The organism is Fluviicola chungangensis, assembly GCF_007558725.1.
GTDB lineage: Bacteria > Bacteroidota > Bacteroidia > Flavobacteriales_D > Crocinitomicaceae > Fluviicola > Fluviicola chungangensis.
The window spans coordinates 61,263-86,495 of the sequence record NZ_VLPL01000007.1; the positions used below are offsets into that span (position 1 = coordinate 61,263).

Below are 25,233 nucleotides of genomic sequence, written 5' to 3' on the forward strand. Positions count from 1 at the left end.
AGCTTTTCAATTTTCACTTCACGATTTTCAATTCAGAATCATATTATCGATCAACCTGACTTCTCCGCAAAAACACGCAATACACATGGTTGCTCCCGGAACCCAGTGATCAGTCAAATCCTGCAAAGTAAGCGGATCCACTATATTCAAATACTCCAACTGAAGCGTTCCCTGCATGAAAAATTCCTTTGCACGAATAGCCGTTTCTTCCGGTGAAAAATTACCCGAATCCGTTTTTGCATGAATCAGGGTTTTATAGATTATTAACGCTTCTTCTTTTTGATCCTCTGTCAGACGCTTATTTCTGCTGCTCATGGCAAGCCCTTTATCTGTTCTGAAAGTCTCACAGGGAACTATTTCGATCGGGAGTTTCAATTGTTCCACCATCTTCTTGATAACGGCAACCTGCTGAAAATCCTTCAATCCGAAAAATGCTTTTTGAGGTTCGACCAATTCGAACAAGCGGGAAACAACTTGGACGACACCTTTGAAATGCCCCGGACGAAATTTCCCCTCCATTACAGTATCCAATCCGCCTAAATCTACCCGGGGAGATACCAGTTTTTTGGGATAAACTTCTGCTTCAGAAGGAAAAAAAGCGATGTCGCAACCGAATTTTTTCAACAACTCGGAATCGGCCTCCGGAGTTCGGGGATATTTTTCAAGGTCCGAGAGATTATTGAACTGGGTCGGATTCACAAAAACACTTACCACAACCACGTCACATGCAGCAACAGCGCGACTTACCAAGTCCATATGCCCCTGATGTAAAGCACCCATAGTTGGCACAAAACCAATGCTTTTACCTTCTTTACGAGCTGAATTTAGAGCTTGTTTTAGCCCTTCAACCGTGTTGATTATTTCCACATTTCTACCCTTTCGTTCAAAACAAGCAGGCAAAACTATATTAATATCTTGAAGATTCCGTCTTTTTTTCTTAATTTTGCACGTATAATATTCAAAAATTCCCCTATCGAATTCTATGGAAAAGAAAAGAATTCTCTTTGTTTCTCAGGAAATTTACCCATTTCTTGCAAAAACAGAAATTTCTCACAATGCTCGCAAGCTTCCGCAAGGAACGCAGGAGAATGGTAAAGAAATCCGTGTTTTCACACCTCGCTTTGGCAGTATTAACGAAAGAAGACATCAGCTTCATGAAGTAATCCGCCTCTCGGGAATGAATATCATTATTGACGACAATGATCATCCGTTGATCATTAAGGTCGCGTCAATTCCGGCTGCACGTTTACAGGTTTATTTCATTGATAACGATGAATTCTTCAAACGTAAAACAAATGTAACAGATGATAAAGGAGCTGATTTCACTGACAACGACGAAAGAAGTATGTTCTTCTGCCGCGGTGTTTTGGAAACAGTTAAAAAATTAGGGTGGAAACCGGACGTGATTCATTGTCACGGATGGATGACTTCCCTGATGTCTTTATACATCAAAAAAATCTACAACAAGGATCCGCATTTTGCAGATACTAAAGTAGTTTACAGTATTTACGATGATAAAGAAGGTTTCGAATCTCCATGGGATGAGCGCTTCCACGAAAAATTGAAATTTGACGGATTTGACGAAGAAGTCACAAATTTAGTTAAAACCCCTACCCTGGACGCAATAACTAAAGCTGCTGTGACGTTCTCTGACGGAGTTATCCAAAGTAGTGAAGTAATTCAACCTGAATTGCAAAAAGTCTACGACGATGCAACGTGTTTAAAACTAAATTATTTACCGGAAGAACACTTAACCAAAGGATTATCAGAGTTCTTTGATAAAGTAATAGAAGAAGGTATTTTGATACAATGATGAATCTAAAAAAACTACATAATAACTGGCGGAAAGGTGTTTTACTTTCCGCTTGTTTTGTCTTAACACTTTCCGTTTTACCAAGCTGTAAAAAAACATCTTCCAAATTCGGAACGGAAGCTCTGAACGTTGACGACTTGTTAGCCGCAGGTGGCGTGGATACTTTTCAACTGAAAACGTCCTCTGTTCTTTTTGATACACTTGCAACTGACAACCAGGTTTACGGAACTCTTGGTGCATATCACGATCCGAAATTCGGGATTGTCAATGCTTCTATTTACACTCAATTTTCAATTGCAGGGTCTATCTCTATGGGAACAGCCCCGATTGTTGATTCCGTAGTTCTAAGCCTGAACTATGGTGGTTATTACGGTAAACTGGATCCGCAAACATTCGAAGTGTACCAACTTGCAGATGCACTTCACAAAGATTCTGTTTATAAAAGAAACACCGTAAAGGCAACTATGGGTAGCAATTTGGTAGACCCGGGATCCGCTACGCAAACACCCGTTACTGATGGAAAAGTGATTATTGCAGACTCGGACGGGGATGGGAATGCCGACACCCTAAATCCACAACTTAGATTAAAACTCAGCAACGCTTTGGGTCAGCAATTTTTGGATGATATGGCTGCCGATAATCCTGCGTTCGAAAGCAGTGAAGCCTTTCTTAGTTCAGGTTACTTTAAAGGATTGAAAATAAATGTAGCAGATGCAACCCCTTCAAACGGGAAGGGAGCAGTTTTATATTTCAACCTAGGGAACGCCCAGACAAAAATGACGATTTACTACAAGCTTGCTGCCGAGCCTTCCGTATCACGAAATGTGGCCCTGATCATTAATTCTTCCTGCGGCGATTTCAACCATGTAGATATTGACAATTCCGGATACCACATTGCAGACGTTCTTGCAAATCCAATAAACGGACAATCACAATTTTACAGTCAGTCATTCAATGTTATTCCTAAAATTGAACTCCCTACGATAAAAAATGTTCCGGGTAAATCGGTAATCAATAACGCTTTGCTTTATTTGCCTATTGCGTACCAAACCGGTAACGTTTATTATCCGACCCAAACATTTTTACTTGCTTACCTGGACGGGGAAGATTTCACCCTGATCGGTTATAACGGAGCGGTTGTAACCGCCACATACGATAATAATCAAAAAGCATATGTCGTCGATCTGAGACATTATATCCAGGAACTGGTAAGTGGAAAAAAAGAAAATTCCGGAATTTATTTAATCCCGCAGGTTACTTATTTTAACTGTACCGCAGACCGTGTTGTTTTCAACGGTCCGGCATCTTCTTACAAAACAAAACCCAAATTAGTTATTAAATACACTGAATTCAAATAGACATGTGTGGAATTGTAGCATATATCGGAAAAAAAGAAGCTTATCCAATTTTAATTAAGGGATTAAAGCGTTTAGAATATCGTGGGTACGACAGTGCGGGAATTGCACTTTTGGATTCAGGAAAAGTGAATTTGTACAAACGTCAGGGAAAGGTATCTAACCTGGAGGAGTTTGCAGCCGGCAAAAACCTGGCAGGACATGCAGGAATCGGTCATACACGTTGGGCTACCCATGGTGCACCAAATGATATCAATGCGCATCCGCATTTTTCAAATGATGAAAAAATCGCATTGATCCATAACGGGATCATTGAAAACTATAACAGCTTAAAGGAAGAGCTGATCGTACGCGGATATCATTTCAGAAGTCAAACCGATACGGAAGTATTGGTACACCTGATCGATGATATTCAGAAGAAAGAAAAAGTAGATCTGGCTGAAGCAGTCCGTATGGCGTTGCAAAATGTGATCGGTGCCTATGCCATTGTTGTTATTTCAGCTGATAACCCGAGCCAGCTGATCGCAGCCCGCAAAAGTTCTCCTTTGGTTGTCGGGATCGGTAAAGAAAATGATTTCTACCTTGCTTCTGACGCTACACCGATTATCGAATACACGAATCAGGTAGTGTATTTGGAAGACGAAGAAATTGCCGTAGTGGATCTGGTAAACGGATTAAACATCACAAATTTACGCAATCAGCCAAAGACTCCGTATGTTCAGGAATTGGAAATGCAATTGGAAACCCTTGAAAAGGGCGGATACGAACATTTTATGCTGAAGGAGATCCATGAACAGCCCCGTTCCATCAAAGATTGTTTCCGCGGACGCTTAAATGCAGCCGAAGGATGGGTTTCTTTGGGCGGAGTAAAGGACTACGAACAAAAAATGATCAATGCACAACGCATCGTAATGGTTGCCTGCGGAACCTCCTGGCACGCATGTTTGGTAGGAGAATATTTGTTCGAAGACCTTGCACGGATCAATGTGGAAGTAGAATACGCATCCGAATTCAGATACCGCAATCCAATCATCGGTGAAAATGATATTGTGATCGCTGTATCTCAATCCGGTGAAACAGCAGATACCTTGGCAGCGCTTGAACTGGCAAAGTCCAAAGGAGCAACTATTCTTGGAATCTGTAACGTAGTCGGATCTTCCATTTCGCGCATTACGGATGCCGGCTCCTACACACACGCAGGACCGGAAATCGGTGTGGCCTCTACCAAAGCATTTACAGCACAAGTAACGGTTTTAACTTTGATGGCGCTTTCCCTTGCCCATAAAAAAGGTACATTGAGCGAATCCAAGTTCAGAACCATGCTTTCGGAGCTCGAAGTTATTCCGGAAAAAGTAAAACGGGTATTGGAACGCAATGCAGAGATCGAAGAGATTTCCAGGATTTATAAAGATGCCAACAATGCGCTTTATCTGGGAAGGGGAAGTTCATTCCCGGTTGCACTGGAAGGTGCTTTGAAATTGAAAGAAATCTCTTACATCCATGCGGAAGGTTACCCGGCTGCAGAAATGAAACACGGCCCGATCGCATTGATCGATGAAGAAATGCCGGTGTTTGTGATCGCAACCAAAGGAACGTCTTACGAAAAAGTAGTCAGTAACATCCAGGAAGTAAAAGCACGTAAAGGAAAAATTATTGCCATTGTTACGGAAGGTGATACGGATGTAAAAGAAATGGCGGATCATGTAATCGAGATCCCGGATACGGACGAACACCTGGTTCCGATCTTGGCAACGATTCCGTTCCAGTTATTGAGTTACCACATTGCAGTGATGAGAAATTGCAACGTAGATCAGCCACGAAACTTAGCCAAGTCGGTTACTGTAGAGTAATCAAATGAGAGATAAAATGAAAGGCTGCTAATCATGAGATTGCAGCCTTTTTTGTTATTCAGTACAAAATATTTTGGCTTAAAAACAAATAAGTTAACAACAAACCTATTCGCAATTTAGCGAATTCACGAATTCTAAAATTCCACGTAAAAAGGATCATCCGCCATACGCGAATAATCCTTTCTCTTTTCATATTTGAGGTTGTTGGTAGAGCTTATTTATATTCGTATTGGATATCTCCTTTTAACATTACTTCTTTCCGGTAAAGCGTAATTTTCATATTCCGGATCGACTTTTTCTCGTGAAATAAAATCGTGGATGGGATTAAACCCTCGCCGCTGATATACAAAGAAGCAGGATTTTTCACCCAATTAAGCGGAAAATTAAATTTCCCATTTTCATTGGGTGTTACTTTCGCAATCTCCTTACCACCATCGTCGAGTAATTGAATGGAAACAAGCTTATAACCTTTTCCATCTACCAGGATCGTCCCGTCGGTAAATTGCTCATCCGAGTGATCGTAATATTCAATGGCCAAGACCAGTCCATCTAGCGGCTCCCGGTAAATGACCTGCGTCGTATCAATCGGCGTTACTTGTGCATCCGCATGAATTGCAGAAAAAGTACTTAAGGCCAAACCGAATGCAACGGCTTTCAGATCAAATGAAAGTCCATGATGAGGTTTTGTAAGTAAGTATGTTCTATTCATTTGGTCCGGGTGAAATCTGCCGCAAACCGGCTCACCCTTTTTCCCCTCAAGGTAACTGACAATGGAAAAATCCGACATGGAACTGAAATCCACTACCGTTTTGCTGCAGGATTCACAAAATCTTCCACTTACTTCAGGTTTCATCCGGGACCAGTCTTCATGACAAGGCTCTTCGATGGTATATTTGACTGTTTTTGTTTTCATATCAGTTAGTTTGGCGAACCACTTTACCTTTAATCATTGGGCGTTCGTGCAAGGTAACAGTCAAATTCCCCAATGCCTGGTGATTGCTGAAATAAATTGTTTCAGAGCCATATCCCGGAGCACTGATCCGAATAGACGCCGGGTTCTTTGACCAATCCAAAGGAATTTTAAACGTGTTGTTCTTCGATGCTGTAACGGATAACAATTCAACCGAACTTCCATCTACCAGAGTGATTTTGATAATTCCGGAATGTCCTCCGTCCAATTTGATCTTTCCGCTGACAAACTTTTCATTACTGTGATCATAAGACATGGCAACAGCTCCCTGGATCATCACTCTTGGTTCCTGAATGGAATCGTGCTGCTCCACCAATGTGGAAGTTTGTGCCTGAGAAGGAATGGCAGAAAATGTACTCAAAGCCAATCCCAAAGCAACTGCTTTCAAATCAAACTGAAAAGGTGAATGATTTTGTTTTGGAAGTAAATATGTTTTATCCAATTGATCCTCAGCAAAACGGCCGCAAACAGATTGATGTTTATTATTCTCCAGGTAGTTTACAATAGAAAAATCAGACATTGCACTAAAATCAACTACTGTTTTACTGCATGAACTGCAGAAACGGCCCTGCGCTTCGGGTTTCATCTGATCCCAGTCCGCATGACAAGGCTCTTCGATCTGATAGTTTACTTTCTTCGGTTTCATGGCTTCGTTTTAATAGTTTACAACCCGGAATAAAAATGGTTCAATAGACCGTTCTTTATTCTTCACCTTTTTGAAAACCAACATTTCCCATTTCGATCGTTTGCAGGATCGGGTCCTCCGAAGAATCCTCCGTTGCCTTCACATCTCCCTGGATAACTTCGCCAAGGAATAGTTGTACCTCATCAAGTAACGTAATCTCGACGTTGCTCAATGAACGCATATAACAAAAATACATTTCCTGTGTTTCATAACCGATCCCCGAAATTTCGATGAAAGCCGGTTTCAATTTCCAATCCAGATCAAATTCAAATTTCCCTTTCGCATCCGGATGAATCTCTTTCAGGATCTTTCCTTCAGACGTTTTCAATACCACATTGATTTCCTTAAAATCCGAAAGCGCATTCTGAATACTTCCACTGGCCTTTTTCTCTTTTTCATGATCAAAATGCACGTGAGCCACCGTTCCTACCACCACCGGTGGAACAATTGCTAAGGTATCCGTTTTAACGAGTTCCCGGGGGTCTGTCTTTGAAAAGCCATGAACAGCAGAAAAAGTAGTCAATGCCAAACCGAGTACAAATGCCCGCAAGTCAAAACTTGGTGCAAAAACCGGTTGATTCAACTGATAAACACGGTCCAGCTGAGGCTTGGTAAATCTTCCGCAAACTTTCTCCTGTTTATGATTTTCGAGGTAAGAAACGATCAAAAAGTCTGACATCCTTGTAAAATCAACCACCGATTTTTCACAGGCTCCGCAAAAACGACCGTTTGCTTCCGGCGTCATGGCTTTCCAGCTTTTGTCGCATGGATCCTGGATGGTGTATTGAACCGTTTTAGTTTTCATAGCCGATTTTTTTTTGACAGTACAGTAAATAACTCCAAAAGTTCACTTCTATTTTGTTTATTTATTAACTTCCTTAGGCATTCATTTGTTTTTTGTTTAAATTAGTTCAAAACAAGTAGGTCAATGATTCGAATAAAACGATTTCAAAGAACACTAATTATCCTGCTGGCAGCCATTAATTCGCTTTTCTACTCCAGTTCGCGTTCATATTCGTTGCCGGAGATTCTTTCCAATACCTTTATTTTTACCGGAATGGTCACACTGTTTGTATTTAGCTATGTATACATACAAAACAGTTCGCGCAGGAAGAAAGCAAAGGTTAAATCCTAGTTAATCCCGTATTTCCTGCTTTTTTATAGTCCCCAAATTGACTTTTTTAGGTATTTTTGAGCAACTTGAAAAAAAGCTAATGGGTAAAAATTCTATTTTCCTGGCGCTGATTGCGGGCGCTCTTGTACTATTTCAGGCAAAGGCGCAAGAATTTACTCCTGAAAAAATGTGGTCTCTCAATCGAATTTCAGGAACGACCGGTTCATCGAATGAAGAATGGATGATCTATCAGAGTACGAAAACGGATTACACTGTCAACAAAGGAAAAACAAGCACTTTTTTGGTTGAATTGAAGACCGGAAAAACAAGTGTTTTAGATCTGAATGGTGCCTGGAATTTCATCTGGAATGCAGAAAATCAATTGGTATTTCTTCAATCTGAAGGTTCGGAAATCCGGCTAAAAAGTTTAAATCCGTCCAATAAGGAAGTAAAAATACTTCACCATTTCGGGACAACTCAAGTCGAAGGAATTACCTTAAGTCCTGACGGAAAGCGATTTGCAACTCTGGAACCATTAAAAATAAAGCAAACCGTTAAAGACATCTATCCGGATCTTCCCCAGACTTCCGGAAGAATTGAAACAGATTTAATGTATCGGCACTGGAATCAGTGGTCAACGGCTGAAGTGCCTCATTTGTATTGGTACGAATCATCCACAGATGGCGGATTCACCAAAAAAGCCGATGTGATGGAGAACGAAAACTTCCCTTCTGTTACAGGTCCTTTCGGCGGAATAGAAAGTGTTTGTTTCAGCAAAGACGGACAAACCATTTTTTACTCCACCAAGAAAATGTCCGGGAAAACATTTGCGCAGTCTACAAACTCTGAGATTTATGCGTACCGGACATCCGATAAGATTACAACGGTCCTGTCTTCAGCACATAAAGGGTACGATACAAATCCCGCCATCAACTTCACGGGAAAAACCCTTGCTTGGTTAAGCATGGAAAAAGACGGTTTTGAAGCGGATAAAAACCGGATCCGTATCATGGACCTGGAAAGCAGACAAGAAAAGGATCTGACGGCAAGTATGGATATCAGTGTGAATGAATTTGCATGGCATCCTTCCAAAGAGGTCATTTATTTTACAGCAACGACAAAGGCCACGAAACAATTGTATTCCATCGACGTTAAATCGGGAAAGATCCAGCAACTGACTTCCGATCGCTGTGATTACGTGAGTTTCAGTGTGATGAAAGACCGTATCCTGTTGGAAAGACAGGATATGATCCATCCGACCGATATCTGGATCTTTACTCCCAAAACCGGCTTAAATGAACAATTGACACAGGCAAATAAAGAAGAATTAAAAGGAATTGCCGAACCGACTGTCCAGGAAAAATGGATTACTACAACGGATGGAAAAAAAATGCTTACATGGGTTATCTATCCTCCAAATTACGATCCCGCAAAAAAATATCCGGCATTGCTCTATTGCCAGGGTGGACCTCAAAGTCCTGTTTCCCAATTCTTTTCTTACCGCTGGAATTTCCGTTTAATGGCTTCTCAGGGGTATATCATTATTGCTCCCAACAGAAGAGGATTACCTGGATTCGGCCAGGAATGGAACGATGCCATTTCGAAAGACTGGGGCGGACAAGCCATGCGTGATTATTTGACCGCAACCGACAGCTGTGTAGCACAAATATCATCAATTAACAAAGACAAACTGGGAGCCGTCGGAGCAAGTTATGGTGGTTACTCCGTTTATTACCTGGCAGGAATACACGAGAACCGGTTCAAAGCCTTTATTTCTCATTGCGGTTTATTCAACCTTGAAAGCTGGTACGGCACAACAGAAGAATTGTTCTTTGCAAACTGGGATATCGGCGGACCGTATTGGTTACCGGAGAACAAGGAATTATATGCAAAAAACAGCCCGCATAAATTGGTCGACAAATGGAATACTCCGATGCTGGTCATTCATGGCGGGAAAGATTTCCGCGTACCGGAATCAGAAGGAATGCAAGCATTCCAGGTACTGCAATTAAAAGGAATTCCAAGTAAATTCCTTTATTTCCCGGATGAAGGGCATTGGGTTACCAAACCACAAAACAGCATCCTGTGGAACAGGGAGTTTTTTGACTGGTTAAATACTTATTTGAAGTAAGAGCAATCGTTGTTTCCGATAAAAATTCGCGGCGGCGGATTAATGCAGTTTAGAATGAAGCACTCCTTGAGATAAAACGGGTTGTGCGGAGTAATAAAAAAGTAACAAGAACAGGCCCTCTAACATGGTCTGATTAAAAATAAAAGCTAAAGAGATATGTGGAATAGAATAGCCAATATCATCCTGAGAAATCGTTTTATTATACTGGCGATCATGGCCCTATTGACCGTTTTATTCGGTTATTATGCGCTTACAAGCCTAAAGATCGATAATAAGTATGGAAACATGCTTCCGAAAGATAGTCCGACTCAAATCACTTACTTGAAGTTCAAAAAAATGTTCGGGGAGGACGGATCTGCGCTGATTATTGCAATCCAGGATAAAGATCTCTATACCAAAGAAAAATTCATGCTTTGGAAAAATCTCGGAGATTCCATTCTTCAGATTGATGGTGTTATTTCCGTTATTTCAGAAGCAAAGCTCTTCAACCTGATCAACGATACGGCAAATAGCCAATTTACGATTAAACCTATTTTCTCGGACGTCTCTTTCAAAGAAAAGTCCATCGAGCAGATCAAAAGTGAAATTCGCAGAAACCCAATTTACAATGGCGTCATGTATAACGATTCGACCAATGTAAGTTTGATGATGGTTACCCTGGATGAGAATTTCCTGATCGACAAAGAGAAACAAAAGGTTGTGATCGAAATTGAAAACCTCGCAAAATCCTACGAAAAGCAGTTCAATCAGATCCACTTCGCCGGATTACCGCATATGCGTGTATTAATCGGGAAACGGGTAATGGGTGAAATGTACATTTTTGTGGTGCTTTCCATGCTGATTTCTTTTGGGATCATGTACTTCTTCTTCCGTTCGATCCGTGTAACACTTATCAGTCTCCTGGTAGTTGCAATTACCGTGATCTGGGCAATGGGAACGATTGGATTGTTCAATTACAACATTTCCATCATGATGGCCCTCATCCCTCCGTTAATGATCGTTATCGGGATCCCGAATTGTATTTACCTTTTCAATAAATACCATTACGAATTCAAACAACACGGGAATAAAATCAAAGCCTTAACGCAGGTAATCCGTAAAACAGGAACAGCCATGTGGTTAACCAATGTGACCACAGCGATCGGTTTCATGACTTTCCTCTTGACGAATTCCTCCAAGTTCTTCGAATTCGGTGTTATTTCATCGGTGAACATCATGTTGTGTTACGTGGTCTCTCTTTGCCTGATCCCAATTTTTGCATCCTTTTCCAAGCAACCAAAAACACGTCACCTAAAGCATCTTGATCGCAAAGCGGCAGTGAAATTCCTTGAGAAACTGGTATACATTACAGCACACAAGCGGAGAGCCGTTTATCTCATTACCATTCTATTGACTGTTGGAACCGGCATCGGGATTTTCTTTATAAAAGTGACCGGGAATATTACCGGAGACTTGCCGGCACGGGATCCCATCCTCAAAGATATCCAGTTCATGGAAGCGAATTTTGGCGGAGCGGTACCTTTTGAAGTGCTGATTGACTACAAGGAAAAAGGACGTCTGTTCGGGAAGAATACCATGAAGAGCGTAGAACAAATTCAGGAAATGCTTGCTGAGGACACCCTGTTTGCCAAAAGTCTTTCCATTGTCGATTTCGTGAAGGTTGTCAACATGGCTTATTACAACAACAATCCTGCACAATACAAAATATTCGCAACCAAGGATAAGTTGCGTTTGAACAGTTACCTGAAAAATCTGTCTACAACCACCAATAATTCAACTTTATCCATCAAAGAATTGGTCGATACAACCAATCACATTCTCCGCATCCGGACTTCCATGAAAGATTTGGGATCCTATGAGGTAGAAGACCAGGTTCATCTGATCGAACACCGCATTGACAGCATTATGAATCCGGATAAACCTTTGCTGGAGAAATATTATTCCAAATTTGAAAAGGGTAAGAAGGATTACATCGATTCCATTTTTGATCTGTCGAGTGGAGTTTACAACAACCTGACCGCTTTGCTGTCAAATGGCGACGACAAAAAACAGTATGCTTTCGATTCCGACCCCGAATTGGTAAGAAATTATTTCGGAAAACCGACATTCAAAAAAACACTGCGTGAAGCGATCAATAAAGAATATTATGATGTGACATTGACCGGAACATCCGTAGTGGCATCCGAGGGTACCAAATACCTGGTCAGCAACCTGACATCGAGTATCGTTTTTGCCGTTATTTCGATTGCTGCATTGATGAGTATCCTGTTCTATTCATTCCGGATGGTTATTGTTTCCATGATCCCGAACTTAATTCCGATGGCGATTACGGCTGGAATTATGGGAATATTCGGAATTCCGTTGAAACCATCTACCCTATTGATCTTCTCCATTGCTTTGGGGATTACAGTCGATAACACCATTCACTTCCTGGCCCATTACCGCCACGAATTAAAAACGAAAAAATGGGATCTCAAAGAATGCATTGCGATCTCCATCCGTGAAACAGGTCTGAGTATTATCTATACTTCCGTGATCCTCTTCTTCGGATTCATCGTATTCGTATTCTCCGATTTCGGAGGTACTCAGGCTTTGGGTTACCTATCTGCAATTACTTATTTTGTGGCCCTTTTCACCAACCTGATCCTGCTGCCTTGTTTGCTTTTAAGTTACGAACGCAGACTGACGACCAAATCGTTTGAAGAACCTTTGTTTGAAATTTACGATGAAGATTCTGATGTGAGCTGGGATTTATTGGAAATAGAAACATCAGAAGACTCAGACTCCGAAAAACCGGCTTCTGACAATAAAAAAGACGACTCAAACGAAACAAAAGAAGTTTAGGTAATGAAAGGAATCATTCTTGCGGGAGGCTCAGGAACACGGCTTCATCCATTGACATTAGCAATCAGTAAGCAGCTAATGCCTATCTACGACAAACCCATGATTTACTATCCTTTGTCGATTCTGATGACAGCGGGAATTCGTGAAATCCTGATTATTTCCACACCACACGATCTTCCACAGTTTAAAAAATTACTGGGTGACGGAAGCCAGCTCGGCTGCTCTTTCTCCTATGCCGAACAAGCAGAACCGAACGGACTGGCTCAGGCCTTTGTCATCGGTGAGTCATTTATCGGAAACGATTCCGTCGCTTTAATCCTGGGTGACAATATTTTCTACGGAGTAGGAATGGATGAATTGCTGAAGGAAAATGCGAATCCGAACGGAGGTGTCGTGTACGCCTATCATGTAAGCGATCCCGAACGTTATGGCGTTGTGGAATTTGATGAGGTAATGAATGTGCTTTCCATTGAAGAAAAACCGGCAAAGCCGAAATCAAACTACGCCGTTCCGGGCTTGTACTTCTACGACAATGATGTCATTGAAATTGCAAAGAACTTAAAACCATCTGCCCGCGGAGAATATGAAATTACCGATGTAAATGCCGAATACCTGAAACGTGGAAAATTGAAAGTCGCCGTTTTGAGCAGAGGAACTGCCTGGCTGGATACCGGTACCTTCCCTTCTCTAATGCAAGCAGGACAATTTGTCCAGGTCATTGAAGAGCGACAAGGTTTGAAAGTAGGATGCATTGAAGAAATTGCCTACAGAAACGGATTCATCTCCGCCAATCAATTAAAGGAAATTGCTCAACCTCTTGTAAAAAGCGGTTACGGTTCTTATTTGTTGCAGTTACTGAAAAAATAATGAATGGCCTTGCCCCATACGCGGCTTACGTAAAAAATCAAATCTCAAGCCTGGAACTTGCCGACGGACCAAAAAGTTTATTTGATCCGCCACGCTATTTCCTTTCCTTGGGAGGAAAACGCATGCGGCCGATCCTGACATTGATGAGCGGTGAAATTTTCAATGTTCCGAAGGAAGAAAGTATTCATGCAGCTTTGTGTGTTGAGCTATTTCACAATTTTTCACTGATCCACGACGACATTATGGACGGAGCTCCGGTTCGCAGGGGAAAAGCAACCGTACACACCAAATGGAGCCCTGAAGTTGCTATTCTTTCAGGTGATGTGCTCTTTGTGGAAGCTTACCGGCAGCTGATCCGTTATTCCGATAACCGGCTTCCGCTTTTATTGAAACGATTCAACGAAACGGCAATCGAAGTTTGCCAGGGACAGCAGATGGATATGGATTTCGAAAAACTGGACACAGTTTCAGAAGCGGAATACATTGAAATGATCCGTTTAAAGACTTCCGTTCTGCTGGGATGTGCGTTGGAGCTAGGCGCAATCTTAGGAAATCAGGACGAAGCTATCCGAAAACATTTGTATGAATTCGGAGTTTCATTGGGAATCGCTTTTCAGATTCAGGACGATATCCTCGATTTGTATGGAGATCCGGAATTATTCGGTAAACAAGTCGGCGGAGACATCCTTTCCAATAAAAAAACCTTGCTTTTCCTGAAGGCAAAAGAACTATCCGAACTCCATTCGGACGAGCGGTTCCTGGTTTTGACCCAAATGGGAGCAACCGCCGACAAAATTGAGCAGGCTAAAAAACTGTTTGAAGAAACCGGTGCAAAAAAGGCAACACTCGACACGATGGATGGGTACTACTTCCGGGCGATGCAGAACCTGGAAAAACTGGAAGAAAAAGGACTGCATGTTGAAGCGCTTCGGGAACTGGCTAATTTTCTGATCACCCGCGTTCTCTGATCTCACAATTTTTCAATCAGTTTTTTCACACGATACTGTTTCAACACTTCATGGATCAAAACGATCGGAAGCAGCATGCTTAAGTTGTAGTAAATATCCTCCAAAGGAATGGTTCCGATGCGAATTCCTACGATGTGATTTTCTGAATACCAAACAATGGGTTCATCCGTAAAGAAACCGGTCAAAATTCCATTTACAATCAAAAAAGGGACCAGGCAGACCAGGAATGTCAGCGCAAAATAATTAAACCACTTTGCTTTCGCACGGAAGTGAATCCCAATGATCAATAAGCTCGAAAGCGAACATGCAGTTAATGTATACCAATTCCGGATATAGAAAATAGTCAGAAGCAAACCAGAAAGGACCATAGCGAAGGCAAAAGCCCTGCCTAAGAGATCCAGTTTCAAATCCGGAAAATAACCCCGAATGACCTCATAAACAAACATACAGGCATATGGGACGACCAAAAAAAACAGAACTTCTTCTATTGGTAAACGAAATAGGTAAATTCCCCGGATATATTTCGGGTTGAACCCCCAGATTTTGTGCTCGGTGAAATAATTGTCCCACAGCAAAAAAAACATTCCTACCAGAAATATGGCAGAAAAAATGGTCTTCCAATGGGTATAAAAATGGATTTTCTTATCGAAACTCAATAAAAACGGAAACACGATCGTCCCTGAAATGATCCAAAAATATAGACTCATTTACCCGTCTTATTTTGTTGGTAGCTCTTTCTTGCTTCCATGTAATATTTAAACGGGACAATCAACAGACCGAAACATTCTCCGTCTTCCTTATTCAAATGCTTGTGGTGCATTTTGTGTGCTCGCCTGATCGCTAAGAAATAAGGCGTATTGATTTCACGGATCCATTTGAAACGGCGGTGAATAAATACGTCGTGAATTAAAAAATAAGTAAATCCGTAAGCCATGATCCCAAATCCCATCCAGACAAAAGCGTATTGCTTGTACATTAGTCCCAGCATAATTCCAAGCCAGCTTGGAACTGCAAAAATGAGGAAAAAGACATCATTCCGCTCAAAAAAACCGGGTTCACCCTGGTGATGGTCCTTGTGGAAATACCACATAAAACCATGCATCGCGAATTTATGCGCAGACCACGCAGCAAATTCAGTCAGGAAAAATGTCACTATAAAAATCAATATGCCGACCCAAGTTGGAATCATCTGTTTAAAATTGCAAAAAATATTACTAAGATCACAAATAATCCAACAGTAACTTTATTTGTTTCTACTGTTTTCCGGTTCAATACCCAAAAAGCAAAGACCGATGAGAAGCTCATCCAGCAAACATAGTTATACAAAGGTATTTCATTAGTTTCCCAAAACCAAAACCCGGAACGGATTGCAACCGGTTCGAGAATCCAATCCAGCCCTGTCATCAATGCTCCGGCAATCAATGCTTTCAATACCAATGGCAATTTCCATTTGTAGACAATTGCAGTGGAGGTAAAAGTCAGCAAGACCCAATTTAAGGCAATGGTCAACGGAATTCCATCCCATTGATACCCCAACACACTGCCGTAGTGATAATGGCCAAAAAGCACCGACGTGTGAACACCGATCCATTCCAGGGAATAACCTACCGCTGCAATCAGGAGTATGTCCACGTGTTTTTTCAATGAATAATCTTTGAATGACAGGTAAAGACATCCGAATGAAAGCAACAAATTGAACGGGGTTAAATTCAAAAAGTAGGTTCGGTAATCGGTGTGTAATCCGATCAGTCCGACGGAATAAAAAATAATCAATACGATTAACAGCAGGTTCTGCTTTTTTAAAGGACTCATTCGCTACGTTAATTTAACTCCGAACAAACATACATCATCAACCTGCGCCAGATCTCCTTTCCATGTATGGAAGTGTTCTTTCAACAGGTCGTTTTGTTCGGTTATTTTTTCAGTGGAAATACGCAGCAGGTATGCATGCAGATTGGTCAGCTTCAGTTTTTTTCCCTTCTCTCCCCCAAACTGGTCGGCATATCCGTCGGTATAGGCGAATAGTTCATCTCCTGCTTGCAGGTCAATCGTGTAAGTCTGGAATTCGGTCATCAGGTCACTTTTTCCAACAGGCATTTTATCTGCCGGAAACTTGATCAATTCACCAGCGCGTACCACAACCGGGTTGTTGTATGCAGCGGCATAAGCCAATTTCCGGGTTGTTTCATCAAAACAAAATAAAACTCCGTCCATCCCATCCCTTGCTCCGTCATGTGAGATTGATTCGACCAACCGTTTTCGAACATGATCAAAGATTTTTCCCGGCTCCATTATTCCCAGCTGATTGATCGCTTCACTCAAAAAAGTAATATTCAATGCACTCATAAACGCTCCTGGAACTCCATGCCCGGTACTGTCACAAATAGCCAGGTAAAACTTCCCGCCCCGCTTGGTTGCCCAATAAAAATCTCCCGAAACAATGTCTTTCGGCTGAAAGAAAATAAACGACTCGGGAAGTGCTCCCTTCAGTAATTTTTGCTGAACCAGCAGCGATTCCTGGATGCGTTTGGCATAGTGAATGGAATCCAGAATTTCAGTCTGCTTCTCCTCGATAAGTGATTTTTGATCTTCAATTTCTTCATTTTTCCTGTTCAGCAATGCATTCGCCTTTTTCTTTTGCTGATTGGATTTAAAACTGATTCCAAGAGAGATCACGATCAATCCTCCGATCAGGAACAATCCCAGAATGAGGTTGCTTTTCCGGTTGTTTTCAGCTCTGATCAATTGGTTGGTTTGTTTGAACAGTGCCAGGTCCTGTTCCTTCCGCTCCAGTTCGTTCAAAGAGTTTAGTGTCGCAATTTGATTGGTAACTGCTTCCAGATCTGTTTTTTCCTGCAGTGAATTCGCTTTCTCGAAATACTCCAGCGCCAGTTGATAATTACCGGCTTTTTTCCAAATCTCAGACAGGGTATTGTATGTCCGGACCAGTGCATTGGCATCTTCTGTATCCTTAAAGGCATCCAATGCGGTCTCTGCATGCTGAATCGCCAGTTTGGACTGTCCCATTTGCTGATAAATGATTGCCTTGGTTAATTGTATTTCGGCATAATCGAGCAAATCAGCTTCCTGGTTCGACAATTTCTCAGCCATTTCGGCCATTTTAAGAGCTTCCGGGTATTTTTTTATATCCAAGAGGTAATTTGCCTGTGATCTGTAATAGGTGAACCAAACTCCATCCTCGTTGAGACGCTGAGCCACTTTTTTCAATTCAGCCAGCATTTGCTTTGCCTTGACGAATTGTTTTGTTTGGCGATAATCCAGACTCAAATTGTACAAAATGGTTTCCAATAACCGATAATCTCCCGATTTCTCCACTTCTTTTTTTGCAATCAAAAAATACCGGATCGATTGGGCATTCATTTGCCGGTCATGATAAACTGTTCCCAAATTGAGATAAATAGATGCTTCTTCTCCTTTGATCCGTTTACTTAATTTCAGACCGTCCTCAAACTCAGCAATTGCCTGATCATACAATCCGATCGCTTTGTAGGTGACTCCAAGATTTGTACACAGAACCAATGTTCGTTCATCATCTTTCAATTTTTGGGCCTGCTCTTTGGCTTTTTGGTAATTTTTTAAAGCCAGGGCAAAATTTCGCTGTTCATAATAAACAGAACCCAGGTTGGAATATCCTCCGATGAGTTTTTCTTCCTGGTGGTATTTCTTTCTTAAGCGAATAAGTTCCTCATAGATGCTGATTGCCTCAGCATATCTTGAATTCAGTCGGTAATAGATTCCCAGCGTATTTTTGGCATCCATGATTCCGTTCGGATAATTTTTCTTCCGTGCTAAAACCATTGCTTTTTGAAGGTAGAAATAGGTGGAATCCAGCGAATAATCGAGGTAGGTCCAGGCAATTTCGTTGTACTGGAATACGCGCATGGTATCGGAAGAAACAGGTTTTTGAAGTGCATTCTTTAAACTGTCCAGGTATTCCGTTTGACCGAAAGACAGTGAACAGGTAAATAGCGTTATTCCTAAAATCCAATTTCGCATACCCGAAGATACTGAAAATTCAAAATGATGCATGTAAAATTCAAAAACAGGCTACTCAGGAATAATTTAGTGTGCTATTCTTAAAAGACCTTTTGCATTAATACAAGAAATTATTGAACGGATACCGGATCGCGAAAATGCGTTTGATCTCGGAGTACATCGTTTCTTTCAACTCTTCCACATTTTCTTTGTCGGTTGCAGAAATAAACACACATTTCGTCGCCGGTAAGCGATTCATCCAGGTTTTTTTCAATTCTTCCAGGGTCATGTTTGCACCGTGTTCGTTCTCCGGGTTATACTGGTATGCATCGATCTTATTGAAGACCAGGATCATCGGTTTGTCTTTGTTGTCCAGTTCGGCCAGTGTTTCATTCACAATATGCAACTGATCTTCGAAATTGGGATGAGAAATATCCACGACATGAATCAGTAAGTCTGCTTCGCGGACCTCATCCAAAGTAGATTTAAACGATTCCACCAGTTGATGAGGTAATTTACGAATGAATCCGACGGTATCCGTAAGTAAAAAAGGCAGGTTTTCGATCACTACTTTCCGGACAGTGGTATCCAGGGTTGCAAACAACTTATTTTCGGCAAACACCTCTGATTTACTCAACAAGTTCATCAGGGTACTTTTGCCTACGTTGGTATAACCAACCAAAGCAACACGCACCAATTGTCCGCGATTACTTCGCTGAACACTCATTTGCTTGTCGATCTCTTTTAATTTTTCTTTCAAGAGCGCTATACGCGTTTGAATAATCCGTCGGTCGGTTTCGATCTGGGACTCCCCCGGACCACGCAACCCGATCCCTCCTTTCTGACGTTCAAGGTGAGTCCACAGGCGTTTCAGTCGCGGAAGCATGTATTGCATCTGGGCCAGTTCAACCTGCGTTTTCGCATGGGAAGTTCGTGCCCTGGAAGCAAAAATATCCAGAATCAGGATATTCCGGTCCAGGATCTTACATTCGAGTTCCTTCTCAATATTCCGCAGTTGGGAAGGAGAAAGCTCGTCATCAAAAATAACCAGCTCAATTCCATTTTCTTGGATGTATGCTTTGATCTCCTCCAGTTTCCCCGTTCCCACAAAAGTACGCGGGTTTGCCATCGGAAGTTTTTGCGTGAATCGTTTGACAGCAGTTGCTCCGGCAGTTTCTGCAAGAAATTCCAATTCGTCGAGGTACTCTTGAGCCTGTTCATCCGTCACCGCAGAGGTAATAATTCCAACAAGAACGCAAGTTTCTTCAACTGCATCGACTAAAACGTGACCTTCACTCATTTCTTATTTTCGTAAATTTTGGACGAATTTTACCAATCCTTTTATTTCCGGTGTACTCAGCATGTCTTCATAAGGCATCATCCCCTTATCGTTTCCTTTCCGGATCATTTTTTCAATGGCTTTTTCATCCAGGGTACTGATGGACAAATCCTTTGCATTGGAGGCCTTCAGCGTTCCATCGGGTCCGTGGCAAGAAGCACAATTCAGCGTATACACCGCCCGTGCGTCTTCCAGGGAGATCGGTTCATTTGAAACAGGTTCACTGATTTTTTCCGGTTTTTCCGTTTCACCGCAAGCTGTACTCAGCAAACAAACGGAAAGAAGTATTCCGATACGCGTTTTTAGAACCATGATCCTCCCAATGCTGTTCTGAACGGCCATGGAATCGCAAGGAAAATGATTACCAATACAATCACATACCAAATCAAAATGGTTTTGTGTTTTTTAGCCGGATCAATCGCTCTTTCCGCTTTCTTTCTACCAATAGTGATCAACGTAACGGCAATTACCATCAACAGGATGTGTTCCAACCCGAAGAAACGGTACTGGGGGTTTTTCATCCATCCTTCCGCATAAGAAATCTTTCCGGTTAAGAAGGAAAGAACCGTTCCTATCAAAATTTGGATGTGTAATAGCACCATTGCAAACAAGTTCAGCATTTTATCGCTTTTCTCGTATTTACCACTTTTCAATTTCAGAATAGCGTTTACGATTGCGAAAAACAACAATGCCAGTGCCAACCAGCGTAATCCCGAATGTACATGTATCAATGCTCCCATAATATGTTTCTTTTTTGGCAAAATTACCGAAAAAATGACCTCATTGGTCGAACTGAATCACTTATTTCCCATAGAATCACTATTTTTCAGCCCTTAAAACCAGAAGTTACCGAAAATGATTCGCTATATTGTTGCTCTCTTATTTCCAGTGAGCGTTTTTTCGCAAGCTGAAAAGCCTCAGAACGGTGTCAAAGCTCCCGATCAAAACTCCTTTGTCCTGACCAATGTGACCATTATCATTTCCCCGGAAAAGACCATCGAAAACGGTACGATTACAGTCAGAAACGGCAAGATTACTGCCGTGGATAAATTCATGCTGTCTGCTCCAAAAGATTTGATGGTGATTGATGGGAATCATGCCGTAGTGGTTCCTTCTTTTATAGAAGTCAATTCCACGATGGGAATTCCTGCCGATCAAAAAGCGGAAAACAAAACCGGACCTTATTACTGGAACCATGCGATCCGAGCGGAATTCGATGCGATCGACTGGTACAAAACCGACGAGAAACTCACAGTCGAATATCAAAAAATGGGATTCGGTTCGGTATTGGTCCACAGAAACGATGGGTTGGCCCAAGGTTACGGAGCATTCATGCAATTGGGAACAACAGCTGCAGACCATCAGCCCTATTTAAGCAAAGCCGCTTCCTTCTATTCTTTCCGAAAAGGAAGTTCTCCACAAGATTATCCAAGCTCTTTGGTAGGGTCTATCGCTCTGTTAAGACAATCCTTCTACGATGCCCAATGGCATGCGGAATATGGAAAAGATGCCAACTATACCTTAGATGCCTTAACAACCCAACTGAAAAAACCTGCCTTTTTCAGCCTGGATGATAAATCCGATGTTTTTCGTGTTAAGTCATTTATGCGCGAATTCAAACGCGACTTTATCGCGATCGGCACGGGCCAGGAGCAATTTTTAGGCAATGCATGGGACACACTGAAAATTCCGTTGGTGATTCCCATCAATTTCCCGGAAGCGTTTGATTTAAAAGATCCGTACCTGGCACATGAAATTCCATACAGCGAATTGAAAATATGGGAAATGGCTTCCAGGAATCCGGGTTTCCTGTACAAGCACAAAGTTCCTTTCATTACTTCAGCGGCAGGCCATACAACAGCAGCAGATTTTTGGAAACACATTCACCAGGCTCTGGCAGCAGGCTGGTCCGTAAACGATGTATTGCGTTCCCTGACTGTTGCTCCGGCAACTCTTCTGGGTATTCAAAAGGAACTGGGAACCATCGAAACGGACAAATGGGCGAACTTTACGGTGTACGATCAGAATCCCTTTCTTTTCCAGGCAAAAGTACTGGAAGTATTTTCAAAAGGAGAACGGAAAATATTTCAAAATGCCCCGATCTCTGACATCCGCGGAACATATAGCCTGAACATCGACGGGACAAAATACTGGCTGGAAATTGCCGGAACACCGAACCAACCGGAAGGAAAAGTGAAACTGGTGCGCATCATCCAGGATTCGCTGACCCTGGCAAACAAATCGGACACGCTGACTTCGAATGCGAAGCTTTCATTGGTAAACAATGATATTTCGATCCATTTCGTGCAACAACTTGACGGTGAAAAACAACCCTTCAGTTTAAAAGGAGAGGTCAATCCGCGGGTATTCATTTTTGAAGGCGAGGGAACGAATAACAATGGAAAATGGATCAAATGGAGTGCTTTACGCAATAAAAAATACGAAGTGAAAGAGGAAACCAAACAAGCCTGGATACCAGATACCGTAAGTATCCCGGGTGTTCGTTTCCCGAACAGTGCCTATGGCTTCACTACCCCGCCGAAGCAATCAGTCATTATTTTCGAACAAGCTACCATCTGGACAAACACCGAAGAAGGAATTATCCAGGAAGGAACCGTGATCGTTGAAAACGGAAAGATCAAAGCAATCCACAAAGGGTCCGGAACATACCTGAAACCGCATGATGCGATTGTGATCAATGCACGTGGAAAAATCCTGACGACAGGAATCATTGATGAACATTCCCACATTGCCCTGACACGCGGTGTCAATGAAGGCGGACAGGCAGTTACCTGCGAGGTACGAATGGAAGATGCGATCAATGCCGAAGACATCGATGTGTACCGCCAATTGGCCGGTGGTGTAACTGCGGCCCAATTACTGCACGGATCCGCCAACCCGATCGGTGGACAATCTGCTTTGGTGAAACTGAAATGGGGACATTACCCGCACGAATACGTGATTAAAAACGCTCCGAAATTTGTCAAGTTTGCATTGGGAGAAAATGTCAAACAATCCAACTGGGGAGTAAGTAACCGTTTCCCGCAAACACGGATGGGTGTAGAACAGGTTTACATCGATGCATTTTCCAGGGCTTTGGCTTATCATCAGGCAAAAAGCAGTCACCAGGCCGGAAAACACAAGGACAAGAATACAGCTCCCCCTGCAGTGGACCTCGAGCTGGAAGCTTTATATGAAATTGTTTCCGGCGAACGAAGAATTACCTGCCACAGCTATGTACAATCCGAAATCAATATGCTCATGCATGTAGCGGATTCATTCGGTTTCAAAGTCAATACCTTTACACACATCCTGGAAGGGTACAAAGTGGCCGATAAAATGAAAGAACACGGCGTGGGGGCTTCTACTTTCTCCGATTGGTGGGCTTATAAGTTCGAAGTAATGGATGCCATTCCTCAAAATGCTTCTTTGATGACGGACATGGGACTGATTGTTGCGATCAATTCGGATGATGCGGAAATGGGAAGACGTTTGAACCAGGAAGCTGCGAAAACGATCAAATACGGTGGCGCAACAGAGGATGAGGCATGGAAAATGGTCACCCTGAACCCGGCAAAACTGTTGCACCTGGATGATCGCATGGGAACCGTACAAGTCGGAAAAGATGCTGATCTGGTCCTGTGGACAAACAATCCTTTAAGCATTACTGCAAAACCGGTTTATACGGTCGTAGACGGAGAGATCCTGTTCGACGCACAAAAAGATTTCCTTATTCAGCAGGAAATTGCAGCCGAACGGGTACGCATCATTGCAAAAATGTCGGAAGAAAGCAAGAAAGGCGAACCGACGAAACCCTTCACGCGTAAACGCAAAGGTCACTTTCATTGCAACACACTTGGTGAGGAGGCATCTTTCGAAACAAATGAACACTAAGCATCCAACATTCTGAATATGAAGACAAGTATCGCAACTTTTTTGATCCTGCTGATTGGTTTGAACGGCTACGGACAAAAGAAATACAACAAGATCCTGATTGAAGGGGCCACTCTGCATATCGGGAACGGACAGGTGATTCCTACCGGATCTGTCGGAATTGAGAACGGAGTTATCACCCTGGTGAAGAATACATTGGCCTATACCTATAACAAAACAGACTGGGATACGGTCATCAACTTGAGCGGACAGCACCTCTATCCCGGATTTGTTGCCCCCAATTCTACTTTGGGTTTAACAGAGATCGACGCCGTCAGAGCTTCCCGTGATTTTCATGAAATGGGAACCTTCAATCCGCATGTACGTGCTCAAATCGCCTACAATTGTGAATCATCCGTTATTGAAACGGTTCGAACCAACGGTATTCTTATCATCCAAACGACACCACGCGGCGGACGGATTTCCGGACAATCGAGCCTGATGGCAAGTGCGTGCTGGAACTGGGAAGACGGGACACTGAAAGCAGACGACGGAATTCACATCGAATGGCCTTCTGCTTATAGTCGCAATTGGGGTGACCCGATCACCAAACCGAACGAAGCCTACGAAGATCAAAAACGCGAACTGATTGCCTATTTGACTAATGCAAAAGTCAGTGCAAACAATAAGGATAAGAACACCCCCCTTCAATTCAGTGCCTTGAGTGAAGGTTTTACCGGGGAAAAACGGCTTTATTTCCATGCAAATGAAGTACAGCAGATCAATGACATCCTGGATCTAATTACCGAATTGGAAATCAAATTCCCGGTGATCGTGGGCGGATACGAAAGCTACCTGGTTGCCGACCGGTTGAAAATCAAAAAAATTCCGGTTATGCTGGGTCGTTTGCATTCCTTGCCGCAACACGATGACGATCCTTTTGACTTGCCTTATAAATTGCCGTTCCTATTACAACAGGCGGGTGTGCAATTCTGTTTGCAAAACGAAGGAGACATGGAAGCAATGAATGCACGTAATTTGCCTTTCCTGGCAGGAACAGCCATGTCTTATGGCTTGACCGAAGAGGAAGCAATTCGCTCAATCACCTTAAGTACTTGCGAGATCATGGGGATTTCAAAAAACTACGGAAGCATTGAGGTCGGTAAAAAAGCTACGCTTTACGGTTCGGTTGGTTCTGCTTTGGAAATGAAAGGAAACCAGGCATCACTCTTGATGATTAACGGAGCTTTTGTTCCGACTACGAATTTCCAAACGGAGCTTTATAATAAGTATAAAACGAAGTACGGGAAGTAAGACGAATTACATCCTGTTTTGTCAATTCGAGTACACCCACAACAGTGTCGATTTTCGGATTTTGGAAAGGTGTTTATCGCTTATTGTATCTGACCCCGAAAAAATTTAACAACT

Annotated in this window: 21 protein-coding genes; 10 read left to right on the top strand and 11 right to left on the bottom strand. The window is 42.3% G+C overall.

Going from position 1 to position 25,233, the window contains the following annotated elements; translation table 11 throughout:
* Nucleotides 1-27 precede the first annotated feature (27 nt).
* Nucleotides 28-867 carry a pantoate--beta-alanine ligase gene (gene panC / locus FO442_RS13845; RefSeq protein WP_144333802.1) on the bottom strand — a complete coding sequence of 280 codons (840 nt, stop codon included), beginning with the start codon at nt 865-867 and terminating at the stop codon, nt 28-30.
* A gap of 115 nt (nt 868-982) precedes the next feature.
* On the opposite strand from panC, the gene FO442_RS13850 reads away from it, so the two are divergent.
* From FO442_RS13850 to glmS, 3 genes are read left to right on the top strand one after another with little or no spacing between them, the layout of a single operon-like run.
* Entirely contained in the window at nt 983-1,813 is an 831-nt protein-coding gene (locus FO442_RS13850; protein WP_144333803.1) for a glycogen/starch synthase, read from the top strand.
* On the top strand, nt 1,810-3,171 hold the full coding sequence (locus FO442_RS13855; protein ID WP_144333804.1) for a DUF4270 family protein: 1,362 nt from the start codon (nt 1,810-1,812) through the stop codon (nt 3,169-3,171). The genes FO442_RS13850 and FO442_RS13855 overlap by 4 nt, the downstream gene beginning before the upstream one ends.
* A gap of 2 nt (nt 3,172-3,173) precedes the next feature.
* Entirely contained in the window at nt 3,174-5,018 is a 1,845-nt protein-coding gene (glmS, locus tag FO442_RS13860; protein WP_144333805.1) for a glutamine--fructose-6-phosphate transaminase (isomerizing), read from the top strand.
* Nucleotides 5,019-5,232: 214 nt separating this feature from the next.
* Here the strand turns inward: glmS and FO442_RS13865 are convergent, their stop codons facing one another.
* The 3 genes from FO442_RS13865 to FO442_RS13875 are packed head-to-tail and all read right to left on the bottom strand — an operon-like array spanning nt 5,233 to nt 7,478.
* The gene (locus FO442_RS13865; RefSeq protein WP_144333806.1) at nt 5,233-5,931 is read right to left on the bottom strand and encodes a hypothetical protein; all 699 of its coding nucleotides are present in this window, start codon (nt 5,929-5,931) and stop codon (nt 5,233-5,235) included.
* A 1-nt stretch (nt 5,932) separates the two neighbouring features.
* Nucleotides 5,933-6,634 carry a hypothetical protein gene (locus FO442_RS13870; protein ID WP_144333807.1) on the bottom strand — a complete coding sequence of 234 codons (702 nt, stop codon included), beginning with the start codon at nt 6,632-6,634 and terminating at the stop codon, nt 5,933-5,935.
* A gap of 55 nt (nt 6,635-6,689) precedes the next feature.
* Nucleotides 6,690-7,478 (bottom strand): hypothetical protein, encoded by a 789-nt coding sequence (locus FO442_RS13875; RefSeq protein ID WP_144333808.1) that lies wholly within the window; start codon nt 7,476-7,478, stop codon nt 6,690-6,692.
* 123 nt (nt 7,479-7,601) lie between these two features.
* Between FO442_RS13875 and FO442_RS13880 the strand changes: the two genes are divergently transcribed.
* The 5 genes from FO442_RS13880 to FO442_RS13900 all read left to right on the top strand — a co-directional run bounded on the left by FO442_RS13880 (nt 7,602) and on the right by FO442_RS13900 (nt 14,597).
* Nucleotides 7,602-7,808 carry a hypothetical protein gene (locus FO442_RS13880; protein WP_144333809.1) on the top strand — a complete coding sequence of 69 codons (207 nt, stop codon included), beginning with the start codon at nt 7,602-7,604 and terminating at the stop codon, nt 7,806-7,808.
* Between the two features lie 79 nt (nt 7,809-7,887).
* Nucleotides 7,888-9,918: a S9 family peptidase gene (locus FO442_RS13885; protein WP_144333810.1), complete on the top strand. Its 2,031-nt coding sequence runs from the start codon at nt 7,888-7,890 to the stop codon at nt 9,916-9,918.
* A 156-nt stretch (nt 9,919-10,074) separates the two neighbouring features.
* The gene (locus FO442_RS13890) at nt 10,075-12,762 is read left to right on the top strand and encodes an efflux RND transporter permease subunit (protein ID WP_144333811.1); all 2,688 of its coding nucleotides are present in this window, start codon (nt 10,075-10,077) and stop codon (nt 12,760-12,762) included.
* A gap of 3 nt (nt 12,763-12,765) precedes the next feature.
* Nucleotides 12,766-13,629, top strand: coding sequence for a glucose-1-phosphate thymidylyltransferase RfbA (gene rfbA / locus FO442_RS13895; RefSeq protein ID WP_144333812.1), 864 nt, complete (start codon nt 12,766-12,768; stop codon nt 13,627-13,629).
* Nucleotides 13,629-14,597: a polyprenyl synthetase family protein gene (locus FO442_RS13900; protein WP_144333813.1), complete on the top strand. Its 969-nt coding sequence runs from the start codon at nt 13,629-13,631 to the stop codon at nt 14,595-14,597. The genes rfbA and FO442_RS13900 overlap by 1 nt, the downstream gene beginning before the upstream one ends.
* Nucleotides 14,598-14,599: 2 nt before the next feature.
* On the opposite strand, the gene FO442_RS13905 is transcribed toward FO442_RS13900, so the two are convergent.
* From FO442_RS13905 to FO442_RS13935, 7 genes are all read right to left on the bottom strand, one after another.
* The gene (locus tag FO442_RS13905; RefSeq protein ID WP_144333814.1) at nt 14,600-15,304 is read right to left on the bottom strand and encodes a lycopene cyclase domain-containing protein; all 705 of its coding nucleotides are present in this window, start codon (nt 15,302-15,304) and stop codon (nt 14,600-14,602) included.
* On the bottom strand, nt 15,301-15,786 hold the full coding sequence (locus tag FO442_RS13910) for a sterol desaturase family protein (RefSeq protein ID WP_144333815.1): 486 nt from the start codon (nt 15,784-15,786) through the stop codon (nt 15,301-15,303). Before FO442_RS13910 ends, FO442_RS13905 begins: the two co-directional genes overlap by 4 nt.
* Nucleotides 15,783-16,409, bottom strand: coding sequence for a carotenoid biosynthesis protein (locus FO442_RS13915; protein ID WP_144333816.1), 627 nt, complete (start codon nt 16,407-16,409; stop codon nt 15,783-15,785). Before FO442_RS13915 ends, FO442_RS13910 begins: the two co-directional genes overlap by 4 nt.
* Nucleotides 16,410-16,412: 3 nt before the next feature.
* On the bottom strand, nt 16,413-18,614 hold the full coding sequence (locus FO442_RS13920; RefSeq protein ID WP_186280129.1) for a tetratricopeptide repeat protein: 2,202 nt from the start codon (nt 18,612-18,614) through the stop codon (nt 16,413-16,415).
* Between the two features lie 97 nt (nt 18,615-18,711).
* On the bottom strand, nt 18,712-19,893 hold the full coding sequence (gene hflX / locus FO442_RS13925; RefSeq protein WP_144333818.1) for a GTPase HflX: 1,182 nt from the start codon (nt 19,891-19,893) through the stop codon (nt 18,712-18,714).
* Nucleotides 19,894-19,896: 3 nt separating this feature from the next.
* The gene (locus FO442_RS13930) at nt 19,897-20,244 is read right to left on the bottom strand and encodes a c-type cytochrome (RefSeq protein ID WP_186280131.1); all 348 of its coding nucleotides are present in this window, start codon (nt 20,242-20,244) and stop codon (nt 19,897-19,899) included.
* The gene (locus FO442_RS13935) at nt 20,235-20,672 is read right to left on the bottom strand and encodes a cytochrome B (protein WP_144333820.1); all 438 of its coding nucleotides are present in this window, start codon (nt 20,670-20,672) and stop codon (nt 20,235-20,237) included. Before FO442_RS13935 ends, FO442_RS13930 begins: the two co-directional genes overlap by 10 nt.
* Nucleotides 20,673-20,787: 115 nt before the next feature.
* Between FO442_RS13935 and FO442_RS13940 the strand changes: the two genes are divergently transcribed.
* Nucleotides 20,788-23,826: an amidohydrolase family protein gene (locus FO442_RS13940; RefSeq protein WP_144333821.1), complete on the top strand. Its 3,039-nt coding sequence runs from the start codon at nt 20,788-20,790 to the stop codon at nt 23,824-23,826.
* Between the two features lie 18 nt (nt 23,827-23,844).
* Nucleotides 23,845-25,119, top strand: coding sequence for an amidohydrolase family protein (locus FO442_RS13945; protein WP_144333822.1), 1,275 nt, complete (start codon nt 23,845-23,847; stop codon nt 25,117-25,119).
* Nucleotides 25,120-25,233 lie beyond the last annotated feature (114 nt).

Bases quoted from the DNA above. Each gene is read 5' to 3' on its own strand.
- FO442_RS13850 (WP_144333803.1), top strand. From the start codon at position 983: ATGGAAAAGAAAAGAATTCTCTTTGTTTCTCAGGAAATTTACCCATTT.
- FO442_RS13855 (WP_144333804.1), top strand. From the start codon at position 1,810: ATGATGAATCTAAAAAAACTACATAATAACTGGCGGAAAGGTGTTTTA.
- glmS (WP_144333805.1), top strand. From the start codon at position 3,174: ATGTGTGGAATTGTAGCATATATCGGAAAAAAAGAAGCTTATCCAATT.
- FO442_RS13865 (WP_144333806.1), bottom strand. From the start codon at position 5,931: ATGAAAACAAAAACAGTCAAATATACCATCGAAGAGCCTTGTCATGAA.
- FO442_RS13870 (WP_144333807.1), bottom strand. From the start codon at position 6,634: ATGAAACCGAAGAAAGTAAACTATCAGATCGAAGAGCCTTGTCATGCG.
- FO442_RS13875 (WP_144333808.1), bottom strand. From the start codon at position 7,478: ATGAAAACTAAAACGGTTCAATACACCATCCAGGATCCATGCGACAAA.
- FO442_RS13880 (WP_144333809.1), top strand. From the start codon at position 7,602: ATGATTCGAATAAAACGATTTCAAAGAACACTAATTATCCTGCTGGCA.
- FO442_RS13885 (WP_144333810.1), top strand. From the start codon at position 7,888: ATGGGTAAAAATTCTATTTTCCTGGCGCTGATTGCGGGCGCTCTTGTA.
- FO442_RS13890 (WP_144333811.1), top strand. From the start codon at position 10,075: ATGTGGAATAGAATAGCCAATATCATCCTGAGAAATCGTTTTATTATA.
- rfbA (WP_144333812.1), top strand. From the start codon at position 12,766: ATGAAAGGAATCATTCTTGCGGGAGGCTCAGGAACACGGCTTCATCCA.
- FO442_RS13900 (WP_144333813.1), top strand. From the start codon at position 13,629: ATGAATGGCCTTGCCCCATACGCGGCTTACGTAAAAAATCAAATCTCA.
- FO442_RS13905 (WP_144333814.1), bottom strand. From the start codon at position 15,304: ATGAGTCTATATTTTTGGATCATTTCAGGGACGATCGTGTTTCCGTTT.
- FO442_RS13910 (WP_144333815.1), bottom strand. From the start codon at position 15,786: ATGATTCCAACTTGGGTCGGCATATTGATTTTTATAGTGACATTTTTC.
- FO442_RS13915 (WP_144333816.1), bottom strand. From the start codon at position 16,409: ATGAGTCCTTTAAAAAAGCAGAACCTGCTGTTAATCGTATTGATTATT.
- FO442_RS13920 (WP_186280129.1), bottom strand. From the start codon at position 18,614: ATGCGAAATTGGATTTTAGGAATAACGCTATTTACCTGTTCACTGTCT.
- hflX (WP_144333818.1), bottom strand. From the start codon at position 19,893: ATGAGTGAAGGTCACGTTTTAGTCGATGCAGTTGAAGAAACTTGCGTT.
- FO442_RS13930 (WP_186280131.1), bottom strand. From the start codon at position 20,244: ATGGTTCTAAAAACGCGTATCGGAATACTTCTTTCCGTTTGTTTGCTG.
- FO442_RS13935 (WP_144333820.1), bottom strand. From the start codon at position 20,672: ATGGGAGCATTGATACATGTACATTCGGGATTACGCTGGTTGGCACTG.
- FO442_RS13940 (WP_144333821.1), top strand. From the start codon at position 20,788: ATGATTCGCTATATTGTTGCTCTCTTATTTCCAGTGAGCGTTTTTTCG.
- FO442_RS13945 (WP_144333822.1), top strand. From the start codon at position 23,845: ATGAAGACAAGTATCGCAACTTTTTTGATCCTGCTGATTGGTTTGAAC.